A 14,198-nucleotide genomic window follows, 5' to 3' on the forward strand; every position below is an offset into this window, starting at 1 on the left:
GATGGCGGCCAAACCGACGGAACCCCGCCATGACCGCCAATCTGCTGGAATTTGAAACCAGTCCCTATCTGTTGCAGCACAAGGACAACCCGGTCCACTGGATGCCCTGGGGGCCGGAGGCCTTCGCCCGCGCCCGCGCGGAAAACAAGCCGGTGCTGCTGTCCATCGGCTACGCCGCCTGCCACTGGTGCCATGTGATGGCGCACGAGAGCTTCGAGACTCCGGCCATCGCCGCGCTGATGAACGAGCTGTTCGTCAGCGTCAAGGTGGACCGCGAGGAGCGCCCCGACCTCGACCAGATTTACCAGTCGGCCTTGGCGATGCTGGGGCAACAGGGCGGCTGGCCGCTGACCATGTTCCTGACCGCCGACGCCGAACCCTTTTGGGGCGGCACCTATTTTCCGCCAGCGGCGCGCTATGGCCGCGCCGGTTTCCCCGACGTGCTGCGCGGCATCGCCGAAACCTACGGCGACGAACAGGACAAGGTGTCGCGCAACGTCGCCGCGCTGAAAAGCGCGTTGGCCGCTCAGGCGGAAAACCGATCCGGCGGAACCCTGGATCTGGCCGCCATCGACCAGATCGCCGGACGTCTGGCGCGCGAGGTCGATCCGATCCATGGCGGCGTCGGCGGCGCGCCGAAATTCCCGCAAGTCCCGCTGTTTGAATTGCTGTGGCGGGCCTGGCAGCGGACGGGCCGGGAGTCTTACCGCGAGGCGGTGTTGAACACGCTGGCCAACATGGCCCAGGGCGGCATTTACGATCATCTCGGCGGCGGCTTCGCCCGCTATTCCACGGACGAGCGGTGGCTCGCCCCACATTTCGAGAAGATGCTCTACGACAACGCCGAGCTGCTCGACCTGCTGACCCTGGTTTGGCAGGACACCCGCAGCCCGCTGTTCGAGGCGCGCATTCGTGAAACCGTCGACTGGCTCCTGCGCGAGATGATCGCCGACGGCGGCGCCTTCGCCGCGACGCTCGACGCCGACAGCGAGGGGGAGGAGGGTCGCTTTTACGTGTGGGACGAGGCGGAGATCGACCGGCTTCTCGGCCCCGACGCCGCGCTGTTCAAGCGGGTCTACGACGTCACGCCGCGCGGCAATTGGGAAGGCGCGACGATTTTGAACCGGCTGGGCGGCCTGGATCTGGCCGACGACGCCACCGAAGCCAAGCTGGCCGCCGCGCGGGAAACTCTGTTGCGGGCGCGCGGCAAGCGGGTGCGGCCCGGTTGGGACGACAAGGTGTTGGCCGACTGGAACGGCCTGATGATCGCCGCCCTGACCCACGCCGGGCTGGCGCTGAACGAACCGGAGTGGATCGCGGCGGCGGCCCGCGCCTTCGCCTTCGTCCGCGACCGGATGAACGAGGGGAACCGGCTGCGCCACAGTTGGCGGAACGGGCAGGCCAAGCATCCCGGCATGCTCGACGATTACGCGGCGATGGCGCGCGCCGCCCTGGCGCTGCACGAGGCGACTGGCGATCCCGCCGCGCTCGATCAGGCGCGCGACTGGGTTTCGGTGGTCGACGCCCATTTCTGGGACGAGTCCAGCGGCGGCTATTTCTTCACCGCCGACGACGCGGAGGGGCTGATCGTCCGCAGCAAGAGCGCCTACGACAACGCCACGCCGAACGGCAACGGAACCATGCTGGCCGTGCTGGCGACCCTGCACAGCCGCACCGGGGAGGAGGCCTACCGCGAGCGGGCCGAAGCCCTCGCCGACGCCTTTTCCGGCGAGATCGCGCGGAACTTCTTTCCGCTGCCGACCTTCCTCAACGCGGTGGAGCGTCTGCACCGCCCGGTGCAGATCGTCATCGTCGGCCCGCCGAAGACGCCGGAGACCGAGGCGCTGCGCCGCGCGGTCTTGGGCTGTTCACTGCCGAACCGCATCCTGACAATGCAGCCGCCGGGGGCGGATCTGCCGCCCGGCCATCCGGCTGAGGGCAAGGGAATGCGGGACGGTCTCGCCACCGCTTATGTCTGCGTCGGGACCAGTTGCTCCGCCCCGGTGACGGCGGCGGCGGATCTGGTCCAGGCGCTCAGCCATCGTCACGCCTGACGGGCTTGATCGGGGAACGCGGAAATGGGGACACGGATCATCGACAGCCCGCTGGGGCCGCTGCGGCTGACCAGCGACGGGCGGGCGCTGACGGCGCTGGATTGGGTCAACCGGGACGGGGGCGGGGCGGATCGGCACCCGGATCCGGGGCCGGATCTTGGGCCGGATCCGCTGTTGCAGGAGACGGCCCGCCAGTTGGACGCCTATTTCGCCGGGCGGCTGCGCGATTTCGACCTGCCGCTGAATCCGGCGGGAACGCCCTTTCGCCAACGGGTTTGGGATTTGATGCTGACCATTCCCTATGGCGAGGCCGCGACCTATGGCGGGATGGCCAAGGCCCTGAGCAGCGCGCCGCGCGCCGTCGGCGGGGCCTGCGGAGCCAACCCGATTCCGATCATCATCCCCTGTCACCGGGTCCTGGCCAGCGGCGGCGCGCCGGGCGGCTATTCCGGCTTTGGCGGGCTGGACACCAAAACGTTCCTGCTGACGCTGGAACGCCGCCACGCGCCCGCCCAATCGCCCATTCGATCAACGGCGCGGGACGGCCAACTCGCGCTGCTTTGAGTTTAGGTGATCTCTCGAACAACCCGATATGGACAAAGGCCCTTCTCCCCTTGCGGGAGAAGGGTTGGGATGAGGGGGGCGGCCATATAGGCCGGGAAAGGTCGCCTCGCCACCCTCACCCCAACCCCTCTCCCGTCAAGGGCTACGGCATTCACACATCTTTTTCTTGCTTCAACCAATTGAAATAAAACAGATTTTCCGTCATCCCCGCGCAGGCGGGGATCCAGAGTTCGCCAGACGAACCCTATGGGTAAGTCTGGATTCCCGCCTTCGCGGGAATGACGGAGAAAAGTTCTTTTTCTTCCAATGAGTTGCCTAAACCGAAGATGTGTGAATGCCATAGCCCGTCAAGGGAGAGGGGCTTTGTTCATTCTCCCAAGACATTGAAGCGTTTGATTCACTCCAAGTTTTCCTCACCCATCCCACCATCACATCAAGGATTGAACACGATCATGGTTCACGCCATCCGCATCCATGAACACGGCGGGCCGGAGGTTTTGCGTTGGGACGCGGTCGAGGTCGGCGAACCCGGCCCCGGACAGGCCCGGATCCGCCAGACGGCGGTCGGGTTGAACTACATCGACACCTACCACCGCTCCGGCGCCTACAAGCTGCCGGTTCTGCCCGCCACGCTGGGCACCGCCGCCACCGGCGTGGTCGAGGCGGTCGGGCCGGACGTCACGTCGGTCAAGATCGGCGACCGGGTGGGGTACGCCATGCTGATCGGCGCCTACGCCGAAGCCCGGCTGGTTCCCGCCGACCGGCTGGTGGTTCTGCCCGAGGGGGCCGACGAGCGGGCGGTCGCCGCCATGCTGTTGCAGGGTCTGACCGCGCAATATCTGCTGCGCTCCACCTACGCGGTGCAGCCGGGCGACGCCATTCTGGTGCAGGCGGCGGCGGGCGGGGTCGGGCTGCTGCTGTGCGAATGGGCCAAGCATTTGGGCGCCACCGTCATCGGCACCGTCAGCACTCCAGAAAAAGCCGACCTCGCCAAGGCGCATGGCTGCGACCACACGATCCTCTACACCAGCGAGGATTTCGTCGCGCGGGTGAAGGAGCTGACCGACGGCAAGGGCGTTCCCGTCGTTTATGACGGCGTCGGCAAAACCACCTTCCTGAAGGGGCTGGACGTGCTGCGCCCGCGCGGGCTGATGGTTCTGTTCGGCGCGGCGTCGGGCGCGCCCGATCCGCTGGATCTGGGGCTGTTGGCCGCGAAAGGCTCGCTCTACGTCACCCGTCCGACGCTGGCGACCTACATCGCCACGCGCCCGGATCTGACGGCCTGCGCCGCCGATCTGTTCGGCGCCATCGCGGCGGGCGGGGTGAGCGTCACCGTCGGCCAGACCTTCGCCCTGCGCGACGCCGCCGACGCGCACCGCGCCTTGGAAGGCCGGGCGACCACCGGATCGACCGCGCTTATCCCGTAAGACGCGGGCCGGATCCGGCGGGTTCGTCCCTGGATCCGGCCCTCACATCGCCGCGCGCCGCAGCCAGTCCAGCAACGGCGCCGCCCGCCCGCCATCGGCGAGCGGTTCGGGCGACAGCAGATGATAGGCCGAGCCATCCTCGACGAAGCCAAGCGGGGCGGCCAGAATGCCGCTCTCCACATCGTCGCGCACCAATTGCCAGGGACCGATGGCGACGCCCAACCCGGCGACGGCGGCTTGAAGGCTGAAATAGAAATGCTCGAACATCTGGGACGGGCCGTCCGGCGCCGGTTCTGACACGGTTCGGCCCGTCACCGCGCTCCAAAGGTCCCAGGCACCCGGACGGGTCCGGCTGTGCAGGCGTGGCGCGGTCGGACGCAAAACCGGCGATCCGTCGCCGGTCATGGTGAAAAACGCCTCCACCCGGTCAGCGCGGCAGACCGGGCCGACCCGTTCGGCGAACAGCCGGTTCGCGCTCACATGATCGGGCCACAGGAAATCATCGCGGCGAATCGCCAGATCGACGCCATGGCCCAGCGTCACCGGGCCGCCGCCCGCCGTCAGATGGATGGGAATGTCGGGGTGGGCGGCCTGGAAGGACGACAGGCGGGGAATCAGCCAGCGCATCAACAAGGTCGGTTCGCACGACACCGTCAGCGGCGCGTTCCGCGCGCTTTGCCGCAGGCTGCGCGTCGCCGCCTCGATGGTGCGCAGCCCCTCGCGCACGGCGTTGGCCAGCGTGCGACCGGCGGCGGTCAGGAAAACCCGGCGGTTGCGCCGCTCGAACAGGGCGACGCCCAAATCCTCCTCCACCGCGCGAACCGCCCGGCTGACCGCGCCGTGGGTCAGATGCAGGGCGTCCGCCGCCTGGCTGAAGCTTTCCAACCGGGCGGCGACCTCGAAGCAGCGCAAGGCGGCCAGCGGCGGCAGGCGGGTCGCCCCGATCTGTGTGTCCGGCTCACCCATTCCGTCAGAAACCATCGTTATTCCAGCGCGTTCGGATCGGCTATCCCGGTCTTGTCTTCACCACCACAGGCAAGGCCGATCATGACAGAGCTTCTCGCCGTTATCACCATCACCATCCTGGCCGTCATCAGCCCCGGCCCGGATTTCGCCATGGTGTCGCGCAACAGCCTGCTGTTGTCGCGACGGGCCGGGTTGCTGACGGCGCTGGGCATCGGCGGCGGCGTGTTGGTCCATGTCGCCTACACGATTTTAGGGGTGGGGCTGCTGATCCAGAACTCCATCGCGTTGTTTCACGCGCTGAAGCTGGTGGGCGCCGCCTATCTGGTCTGGCTGGGCGCGCGGATGCTGGCGGTGAAACCGGGCGGGAACGCGACGGAAAGCGCCGCCGCGACGCTCAGCGACGGTCAGGCCTTGCGGGTCGGTTTTCTCACCAACGCCTTGAACCCGAAAACCACGGTGTTCATCGTCAGCCTGTTCATCCAGGTGGTCGAACCGGCGACGGCGCTGCCCGCGCAGATCGGCTATGGGGCCTTCATCGCCGCCGCCCATATTGTGTGGTTCGCGCTGGTCGCCCTGTTTTTTTCCGCCGGGGCCGTGCGTCAGCGGATCCTGGCCGTTCGCCATTGGATCGACCGCAGTTTCGGCGCGCTGCTCGTCGGCTTCGGCGTGATGCTGGGGGTCAGCGGCCTGTCGAAGTGACCGCCGGACAAAAGCAATCCGTCATTCGGCCAGCCACAAGGGGTTTTTCAGCTTCTTCAGAAGATCGCCGTGCGCGGCGATTTCCTCCGGGCTGGCGGAGAAGGGGCGGGGTTCGCGGAAGGGGCGCTCCAGCCGCGCCGCCGGGGCGCCGCCCTTGGACAGCGGACCGGAGGCGAGGGCCAAACCGGCCTGACGCCCGCCCAGCAATTCCAGATAGACGTCGGCCAGCAATTGGGCGTCGATCAAGGCGCCGTGCAGCGAGCGGTTGGTGTTGTCCACGCCAAAGCGTTTGCACAGCGCGTCAAGGCTGGCGGGCGAGCCGGGAAATTTCTGGCGAGCCATCAACAGCGTGTCGATGGCGCGGTCCTTCGGCATCGTCGGGTATCCGGCGATCTTCAATTCCCAATTCAGGAACGTCATGTCGAAGGCCGCGTTGTGGATCACCAACGGCGCGTCGCCGATGAAGGCGACGAAATCGGCGACGATGTCGGTGAACAGCGGCTTGTCGGCAAGAAACTCGGCGCTCAGCCCATGGACGGCGAAGGCCTCCGGCGGCATGTCGCGCTCGGGATTGATGTAGACGTGAAAGCGTTCGCCGGTGGACACATGGTTCACCAGCTCGATGCAGCCGATTTCCACCAGCCGATGGCCTTCCTCCGGCTTGAAGCCCGTGGTTTCGGTGTCGAGAACAATTTCACGCATGGTCACACTCTGGCTTGACGGAGATGGGGGCTTGACGGAGATGGGGGCTTGACGGAGATGGGGGCTTGACGGAGATGGGCTTTGGAAAACGGGCTTTGACGGAGACGGGCTTCAGATGGGGTGATAGCCGCGTGGCGGCCACCGCCGTCCGCGCCGCCGCCGCACGTCCCGCACTATGCCCGCAAGCGCCCGCCGCGTCACCAACCGCCCGGCCCCGGTCGGAATCACCCAATCGGCGCGGCGTCGTTTTTCCATGTCGGGAGTCTGGCGGGCGAGGATTCCGGCGAATTTGTCCGCCGTCATGCCGGGCCGGGCCAGCACCCGGCTTTTCTGCACGCGGAAGGGGGCCGACACCACAAGAGTCGCGTCAACCCGCCGCTCCCCCTTCGTCTCGAACAGCAGGGGTATGTCGAGCACGGCGACGCGGACCCGACGCCGGGCGGCGCGCGCAAGAAACCGCCGCTGCGCGTTTTGCACCATCGGGTGGAGGATCGCCTCCAGCCGGGCGAGCGCCGGGGGGTTGCCGAACACCGCCGCCCCCAAGGCCCGGCGATCCACCGCGCCATCCACCACCACGCCAGGAAAGGCGGCGGCGATGGCGGCAACGGCGGCCCCGCCCTTGGCGAGCAGACCATGGACCAGAGCGTCGGAATCGCAGACCGGCGCGCCCATCGCCGTCAGCATTTTGGCCGCCGTGCTTTTGCCCATGCCGATGGATCCGGTCAGCCCCAGAACGAACATCGGCGGATCAGCCTTCCAGAACGAAACGGGTCAGCTCCGGCGTGACATCCGGCTCCACGCCGAACCAGGCGGAAAATCCGGGGCGGGCCTGATGCAACAACATGCCGATGCCGTCCACCACCCGGTTGCCGCGCGCCCGCGCCGCCGCCAGCAGCGGGGTTTCCAACGGGACATAGACAATGTCGTTGACCAGCGCCGAGGCGGGCAGGGCGTCGAGCCGCAGATCAAGCGCCGGTTGCCCGGCCATGCCCTGCGTCGTCGTGTTGACCAGCAAGGCCGCGCCGTCGAGCGCCGTTTCACGTGAAACCCAATCGACCACGGTGACGGCCCGATCCAGCCCCAAATCCTTGCCCAGATCCGCCGCCAGATCCTCGGCCCGCGCCGCCGTGCGGTTGATGAGACGGACCTCCGGCGCGCCCGCGTCGAGCAGCGCCACCACCACCGCCCGCGCCGCGCCGCCGGCGCCCACCACCACGGCGGGTCCGCTCTCGGCGCTCCACTCCGGGCGCCCGGCTTTCAGATTTTCCAGGAAACCAAAGCCGTCGGTGTTGCCGCCGACCAGCGCGCCGTCGCCGTCCACGACGATGGTGTTGACGGCGCCCATGCGGCGGGCGACCGGATCCAGCCGGTCCATGGTGCGGAAGGCGATCTCCTTCAACGGCACCGTCACGTTGCAGCCGCGAAAGCCCAAGGCGGGCAGGGCGCGGATCGCCTGTTCGGCCCGCTCCGGCGCGACCGCCAGGGGGACATAGGCGCCGTCGACGCCGTAACGCTCCAACCAATAGCCGTGCAAACGGGGCGAGCGGGAATGGCCGATCGGCCAGCCCATCACCCCGGCCAGCTTCGCCTTGCCGCTGATCGTCATTCCGTCCCCACTCCATGCACGCGCAGAAAACCAAGCAGAGGCAACAGCGGCAGGCCAAGAATGGTGAAGAAATCCCCCTCCACCCGCTGGAACAATTGCGCCCCCAGCCCTTCCAACTGATAGGCCCCGACCGAATGCAACACCTCGTCGCCAACCGCGTCGAGATAGCCGTCCAGGAAGCTTTCCGAAAAATTCCGCATGGTCAGCCGCGCCCGGTCAACCTTGTGCCACAGCCGTTCGCCGTCGCGCACGATCACCGCGCAACTGACCAGTTGGTGAGTTTTGCCGCGCAGCGCCAACAACTGCGCGCGCGCCGCCGCCCGGTCGGACGGCTTGTCGAACCAAACCCCCTCGCACTCCAGCATCTGGTCGGCCCCGATGACCAGCGCGCCGGGATGGCGACGAGTCACGCGCTGGGCCTTCAACTCGGCGAGCGCCTCGGCCACCGCGTCGGCCCCGACGCCCTCGGCCTTGCCCGCGAGCTTGACCTCCTCCTCATCGACCAACGGCTTGTCGAGGATTGGATTCAACCCGGCCTTTTCCAGCATCAGCGCGCGGGTGCGCGAGCCAGAGGCCAGAACCAACGTCGGCGTCATGGCAGAGTTCCATCCGGTTTGCCGCCGTCAGCCAACAGGCCGCTGCTTTGGCGGCGAGCCAGCAGCATCATGATCTCCGCCGCAGTCTCTTCGATGGAACGGCGCGACACGTCGATCACCGGCCATTTGCGGCGGCTGAACAGACGGCGGGCCTCCGTCACCTCATTGCGGACGATCTCAGGATCGGCGTAGGTCGAGGTTTCGCCCTGATTCAACAGCTTTAGGCGGTTGCGGCGGATTTGCACCAAGCGGTCCGGGTCCTTGGTCAAGCCGACGATCAACGGCTTGGTCAACAGATCGATCTCGGCGGGCAGGGTGGCGCCGGGAACCAAGGGGATGTTCGCCGCCTTGATCCCCCGGTTGGCCAGATAGATGCAGGTTGGCGTTTTCGAGGTGCGCGACACGCCGATCAGCACGACGTCGGCCTCGTGCAAATCCCAATTGGATTGGCCGTCGTCGTGGGACAGGGCGAAATCCACCGCGTCGATCCGGCTGAAATATTCAGCGTCCAGCATGTGCTGGCGGCCCGGCTGGCGCTGGGACTCGATGCCGAGGAAGGCGGCGAGCGCGTTGATGAGCGGGTCAAGCACGGCGATGCAGGGCGTCTGCACCTCGCGGCAGAACTCCTGAAGCCTGCGGCGCAACGTCTCATCGACCAGGGTGAACATCACCAAACCCGGATTGGCCCGGATCCCCTCCAGCACCAGATCAAGCTGGCGGTCGGTGCGCACCAGATTCCAGAAATGCTCGACCGGGCGCACCGCGTCGAATTGGATCACGCAGGCGCGCGCCACGCTGTTGATCGTTTCACCCGTGGCGTCCGACACGAGATGTAGGTGGAACTGTTTCATCCGTCCTCAACATGCTGTGGAGAACCCGGCCCATTGTGTGGACAACCGGAAGACCCTCCGTTCCATCCCGAATGGGGGACTCCCCATCCCCTTTAAGGCCCCCCGACGAACAAGTCGGCCGACCTGTTCGCGAGCTGGGAGAATCCTCTGTTCGTCACCCTGTTATCCACGGGACTCCCGTGCTTCCAGCTATAGCATTTCCGCCATTTCCGAGGGTAGCCCTCCGATTCATCCACAGGCTCGCGCACAGGGTGAAACAGGGGGCCAGATCTGTGGATAGATCGGGGCATGACGGGGATTACCGTTATCCACAGGCATCCACTACCTCTACTTCCTTTCAAACCATAAAAAGAATAATGAAGGGGAAGAGAGAAACCTTGTTCAGGAAACCTCCGCCTTGTCCGTGACCGTCCCCGCTCGCAAGCCGATGCTCGCCGCCCTCGCTGGCGAGGCGCGCGCCCGTCCGCCCTTCTGGCTGATGCGTCAAGCCGGGCGCTATCTGCCGGAATACCGCGAGTTGCGGGCCAAGGCGGGCAGCTTTCTGGATCTCTGCTACAACCCCGACTTCGCGGTCGAGGTGACGTTGCAGCCGCTGCGCCGCTACGGCATGGACGCGGCCATCCTGTTTTCCGACATTCTGGTGGTGCCGCACGCGCTGGGCCAACCGCTGGCCTATCTGGAAGGCGAGGGGCCGAAACTCGACCCCATCCGCAAGACCGAGGAGCTGTCCCGGCTGTCGCGCGACCGCTTTCACGAGGTTCTCGCCCCGGTCTATGAGACGCTGCGCCGTCTGACCACCGCCATCCCCGCTGAAACCACGCTCATCGGCTTTGCGGGCGCTCCCTGGACCATCGCCTGCTACATGGTGGAGGGGGGAGGCTCCAAGGAGTACGCCCACGTCAAGCGGTGGGCCTACGGCGATCCAGAGGGGTTCGCCCAGTTGATCGATCTGCTGGTCGAGGTCACGGCGGATTATCTGTGCGCCCAGATCGAGGCGGGGGCGGAAACGGTTCAACTGTTCGACAGTTGGGCCGGGGTGTTGCCCATTGGCCAATTCCGCCGTTGGGTGATCGAGCCGACCCGGCGCATCGTCGCGGCGGTCAAGGCCCGGCATCCGGGGACGCCGATCATCGGCTTCCCGCGCGGGGCGGGCCACGCCTATGAGGATTACGTCGCCGACAGCGGCGTGGACGCCGTCGGCCTCGACACCACGGTGTCGCCGCTGTGGGCGGCGCGCAACCTGCAAACCCGCCTGCCGGTGCAGGGCAACCTCGACCCGATCATGCTGGCGACCGGCGGCAAGGCGCTGACCGACGCCACCGCCGAGATCCTGGAATCCTTCGCCGCCCGGCCCTTTGTGTTCAATCTGGGCCATGGCGTCATCCAGACGACCCCGCCCGAACATGTGGCGGATCTGGCCCGGCAACTGCGCCGTTGGCCGGATCTGGGCTGACGCCCGGACACAACAGCGGGACAAAGCGACGCAACAAAGCGACGCGAGGGGGCTGGACAGGGACGGGGGAAGACCCCAGTTTAGCGAACCATGTCCAGCCCCTCCGCTTCCCCGCGACGCGTCGCCGTCGTTCTGTTCAACCTCGGCGGCCCTGACGCCCCCGAGGCGGTGCGCCCGTTCCTGTTCAACCTGTTCGCCGATCCGGCGATCATTCGCCTGCCCAACCCGTTCCGCTTTCTGATCGCCAGCCTGATTTCCGGGCGGCGGGCGAAACCGGCGGCGGCGATCTACGCCCAGATCGGCGGCAAATCGCCTTTGTTGGACAACACCGAGGCCCAGGCCCAGGCGCTGGAACGCCAGTTGGCTGAGGATGGGGTGGAATCGCGCGTCTTCATCGCCATGCGCTATTGGCATCCGATGAGCGCGGAAACGGCGGCCAAGGTGAAGGACTACGCCCCGGATCTGGTGGTGCTTCTGCCGCTCTACCCGCAATTCTCGACCACCACCACGGCGTCGAGTTTCAAGGCGTGGGACGAGGCGGCCAAGACGGTCGGGCTGGATGTTCCGACCAAACGCCTGTGCTGCTACCCGACGCAGGCCGGCTTCATCGACGCGGTCGCCGACCAGATCCGGCCCCTGTATGAGGCGGCGTCCGCCCATGGGACGCCGCGCGTGCTGTTCTCCGCCCATGGCCTGCCCAAGAAGGTGGTCAGCGGCGGCGACCCCTATCAGTGGCAGTGCGAGCGGACGGCGGAATCCATCGCCGCCGCGTTGGGGGTGGATCATCTGGATTGGGTGAACTGCTACCAGAGCCGCGTCGGCCCGATGGAATGGATCGGTCCCAGCACCGACGCCGAGATCAAGCGGGCGGGGCAGGACGGCGTGCCGATCCTGATCGTGCCGATGGCCTTCGTGTCGGAGCATTCCGAAACGCTGGTCGAAATCGAAATCGAGTACCGCCATCTGGCCAAGGAGTGCGGCGTGCCGCATTTCACCCGCGTGCCGACGGTGGGGACCAACCCCATCTTCATCAGCGGGCTGGCCGGGCTGGTGCGACAGACGGTCGCCGCCAAGGCGCCGCTGTGCAGCCACACCGGCGGGCGGATCTGCCCGTCAAACTTCTCCGGTTGTCCGCAAGCCAACCGCTGACGGCGATTGTTCCTGACACGACGCTCAAAAAGGGGTTTCCGGTGCTGTATCTGTGGATCAAGGCGTTGCACGTCATCAGCGTCATCGCTTGGATGGCTGGGTTGCTCTATCTGCCGCGCCTGTTCGTCTATCACACGCAGGCCGCCCCCGGATCCGAGGCGTCGGAGACCTTCAAGGTGATGGAGCGGCGTTTGCTGCGCGCCATCATGAACCCGGCGATGATCGCCTCCTACCTGTTCGGCGGAACCATGATCGCCATGGATCTGTCGATCTTCCACCAAGGCGGCTGGCTGCACGCCAAACTGCTGTTCGTGGCGCTGCTGACCGTCAGCCACATGATGATGGCCCGCTGGCGGCGGGAGTTCGCCGAAGACCGCAACCAGCGGCCCCAGCGCTTTTACCGGATCGCCAACGAGGTTCCGACCCTGCTGATGATCGGCATCGTGATGTTCGTCATCGTCAAACCCTTCTGACCAACCACCTCGTTTGGTTGAGGGAAAAGCGGGCGGGCGTCGCCGGATCCGCCCCGCTTTCGTTTGACTTGCGCCGATCCTTCCGATAATCCTGTTCTCACCACAGGGTTTTTCGCCCTGCGGCACCCATCCCCACATCCGCCATTCCGACGCTCGTTCCTTGAGCCGGACGCGGTGGCTGGCGAGTCTGTTCAACTCCGCCAGGATTCCATCGCCGTCCAACCGACGCGACCGCCCCCACGCACGCGCTGTCGGCCGGGATTTCAGGCGCTCCCCCGCTGACGACATCACAGGCATCCCCATGCATCTCCAAGAGCTGAAGTGCAAAAGCCCCGCCGAACTTCTGGCGTTCGCGGAGGAGTTGCAGATCGAAAACGCCAGCACCCTGCGCAAGCAGGACATGATGTTCGCGATCCTCAAGCAACTGGCCGAAAACGACATTCCGATCTTCGGCGACGGGGTTTTGGAGGTTCTTCAGGACGGTTTCGGTTTTCTGCGCTCGCCCGAGGCGAATTATCTGCCCGGTCCCGACGACATTTACGTCAGCCCCAGCCAGGTCCGCCGCTTTGGCCTGCGCACCGGCGACACGGTGGAAGGGCAGATCCGATCGCCCAAGGACGGCGAGCGCTATTTCGCCCTGCTCAAGGTCAACACGATCAATTTCGACGCGCCGGACAAGGTCCGTCACCGCATCAACTTCGACAACCTGACGCCGCTCTACCCGGAAGAGCGCATCCGGATGGAGGTCGAAGACCCGACCAAGAAGAATTTGACCGGACGCATCGTCGATCTGGTGGCGCCGCTGGGCAAGGGGCAGCGCGGTCTGATCGTCGCGCCGCCGCGCACCGGCAAGACGGTGATGTTGCAGAACATCGCCCATTCCATCGCCACCAACCATCCGGAAGCCTATCTGATCGTTCTTCTGATCGACGAACGTCCGGAAGAAGTGACCGACATGGCCCGCTCGGTGAAGGGCGAGGTCATCAGCTCGACCTTCGACGAACCGGCGACGCGTCACGTCCAGGTGGCCGAAATGGTCATCGAGAAGGCCAAGCGGCTGGTCGAGCACAAGCGCGACGTCGTCATCCTGCTCGATTCCATCACCCGTCTGGCCCGCGCCTACAACACGGTGGTGCCGTCGTCGGGCAAGGTGCTGACCGGCGGCGTGGACGCCAACGCGCTGCAACGGCCCAAGCGCTTCTTCGGCGCGGCGCGCAACATCGAGGAAGGCGGGTCGCTGACCATCATCGCCACGGCGTTGATCGACACCGGCAGCCGCATGGACGAAGTGATCTTTGAAGAGTTCAAGGGCACCGGCAATTCGGAAATCGTCCTGGACCGCAAGCTGTCGGACAAGCGTTCCTTCCCGGCCATCGACATTTCCAAGTCGGGCACCCGCAAGGAAGAGCTGCTGGTCGACAAGGGCACCATGTCGAAGATGTGGATCTTGCGTCGCATCCTGATGCCGATGGGCGTGACCGACGCGGTGGATTTCCTGGTCGACAAGCTGAAGCACACCAAGTCGAACAACGAATTCTTCGACAGCATGAACCAATAACGTCGCGGATTTTGAACATGAAAAAGGCGAGGGGCCGATGGCCTCTCGCCTTTTTTCTTGTCCGCCATCTGGATGGAAGCAGGGCCGGATCCGGCCCTGT

At 66.0% G+C, this 14,198-nt stretch carries 14 protein-coding genes; 8 read left to right on the forward strand and 6 right to left on the reverse strand.

Going from position 1 to position 14,198, the window contains the following annotated elements:
* Nucleotides 1–29: 29 nt before the first annotated feature.
* From ACODS4_RS01685 to ACODS4_RS01695, 3 genes are all read left to right on the forward strand, one after another.
* On the forward strand, nucleotides 30–2,054 hold the full coding sequence (locus ACODS4_RS01685) for a thioredoxin domain-containing protein (RefSeq protein ID WP_488860070.1): 2,025 nt from the start codon (nucleotides 30–32) through the stop codon (nucleotides 2,052–2,054).
* Between the two features lie 24 nt (nucleotides 2,055–2,078).
* Nucleotides 2,079–2,618: a methylated-DNA--[protein]-cysteine S-methyltransferase gene (locus tag ACODS4_RS01690; protein ID WP_488860072.1), complete on the forward strand. Its 540-nt coding sequence runs from the start codon at nucleotides 2,079–2,081 to the stop codon at nucleotides 2,616–2,618.
* A 452-nt stretch (nucleotides 2,619–3,070) separates the two neighbouring features.
* The gene (locus ACODS4_RS01695; RefSeq protein WP_488860074.1) at nucleotides 3,071–4,045 is read left to right on the forward strand and encodes a quinone oxidoreductase family protein; all 975 of its coding nucleotides are present in this window, start codon (nucleotides 3,071–3,073) and stop codon (nucleotides 4,043–4,045) included.
* Nucleotides 4,046–4,087: 42 nt separating this feature from the next.
* On the opposite strand, the gene ACODS4_RS01700 is transcribed toward ACODS4_RS01695, so the two are convergent.
* On the reverse strand, nucleotides 4,088–5,026 hold the full coding sequence (locus ACODS4_RS01700; RefSeq protein WP_488860076.1) for a LysR family transcriptional regulator: 939 nt from the start codon (nucleotides 5,024–5,026) through the stop codon (nucleotides 4,088–4,090).
* 66 nt (nucleotides 5,027–5,092) lie between these two features.
* Here ACODS4_RS01700 and ACODS4_RS01705 point away from each other — a divergent pair, with 66 nt between their 5' ends.
* A complete protein-coding gene (locus ACODS4_RS01705; protein WP_488860078.1) occupies nucleotides 5,093–5,710 on the forward strand; it encodes a LysE family transporter in 618 nt (205 codons plus the stop codon).
* Between the two features lie 21 nt (nucleotides 5,711–5,731).
* Here the strand turns inward: ACODS4_RS01705 and dnaQ are convergent, their stop codons facing one another.
* From dnaQ to ACODS4_RS01730, 5 genes are all read right to left on the reverse strand, one after another.
* Nucleotides 5,732–6,412 carry a DNA polymerase III subunit epsilon gene (dnaQ, locus tag ACODS4_RS01710; protein WP_119831562.1) on the reverse strand — a complete coding sequence of 227 codons (681 nt, stop codon included), beginning with the start codon at nucleotides 6,410–6,412 and terminating at the stop codon, nucleotides 5,732–5,734.
* Between the two features lie 111 nt (nucleotides 6,413–6,523).
* Nucleotides 6,524–7,153, reverse strand: coding sequence for a dephospho-CoA kinase (gene coaE / locus ACODS4_RS01715; RefSeq protein ID WP_488860081.1), 630 nt, complete (start codon nucleotides 7,151–7,153; stop codon nucleotides 6,524–6,526).
* A gap of 7 nt (nucleotides 7,154–7,160) precedes the next feature.
* Entirely contained in the window at nucleotides 7,161–8,018 is an 858-nt protein-coding gene (locus ACODS4_RS01720) for a shikimate dehydrogenase (RefSeq protein WP_488860083.1), read from the reverse strand.
* Nucleotides 8,015–8,614 (reverse strand): Maf family protein, encoded by a 600-nt coding sequence (locus ACODS4_RS01725; protein WP_488860085.1) that lies wholly within the window; start codon nucleotides 8,612–8,614, stop codon nucleotides 8,015–8,017. Before ACODS4_RS01725 ends, ACODS4_RS01720 begins: the two co-directional genes overlap by 4 nt.
* Nucleotides 8,611–9,465, reverse strand: coding sequence for a pyruvate, water dikinase regulatory protein (locus ACODS4_RS01730; RefSeq protein ID WP_488860087.1), 855 nt, complete (start codon nucleotides 9,463–9,465; stop codon nucleotides 8,611–8,613). Before ACODS4_RS01730 ends, ACODS4_RS01725 begins: the two co-directional genes overlap by 4 nt.
* A 397-nt stretch (nucleotides 9,466–9,862) precedes the next feature.
* On the opposite strand from ACODS4_RS01730, the gene hemE reads away from it, so the two are divergent.
* The 4 genes from hemE (at nucleotide 9,863) to rho (ending at nucleotide 14,098) form a co-directional block, all read left to right on the forward strand.
* Nucleotides 9,863–10,918: a uroporphyrinogen decarboxylase gene (gene hemE / locus ACODS4_RS01735; protein WP_488860089.1), complete on the forward strand. Its 1,056-nt coding sequence runs from the start codon at nucleotides 9,863–9,865 to the stop codon at nucleotides 10,916–10,918.
* A gap of 90 nt (nucleotides 10,919–11,008) precedes the next feature.
* A complete protein-coding gene (hemH, locus tag ACODS4_RS01740) occupies nucleotides 11,009–12,067 on the forward strand; it encodes a ferrochelatase (RefSeq protein ID WP_488860090.1) in 1,059 nt (352 codons plus the stop codon).
* A gap of 41 nt (nucleotides 12,068–12,108) precedes the next feature.
* Complete coding sequence (gene hemJ / locus ACODS4_RS01745) at nucleotides 12,109–12,540, forward strand: protoporphyrinogen oxidase HemJ (protein ID WP_488860092.1); 432 nt, start codon at nucleotides 12,109–12,111, stop codon at nucleotides 12,538–12,540.
* Between the two features lie 301 nt (nucleotides 12,541–12,841).
* Nucleotides 12,842–14,098 carry a transcription termination factor Rho gene (gene rho / locus ACODS4_RS01750; RefSeq protein ID WP_488860094.1) on the forward strand — a complete coding sequence of 419 codons (1,257 nt, stop codon included), beginning with the start codon at nucleotides 12,842–12,844 and terminating at the stop codon, nucleotides 14,096–14,098.
* Nucleotides 14,099–14,198 lie beyond the last annotated feature (100 nt).

The sequence above is a fragment of the Azospirillum sp. FG154 genome, assembly GCF_057809575.1.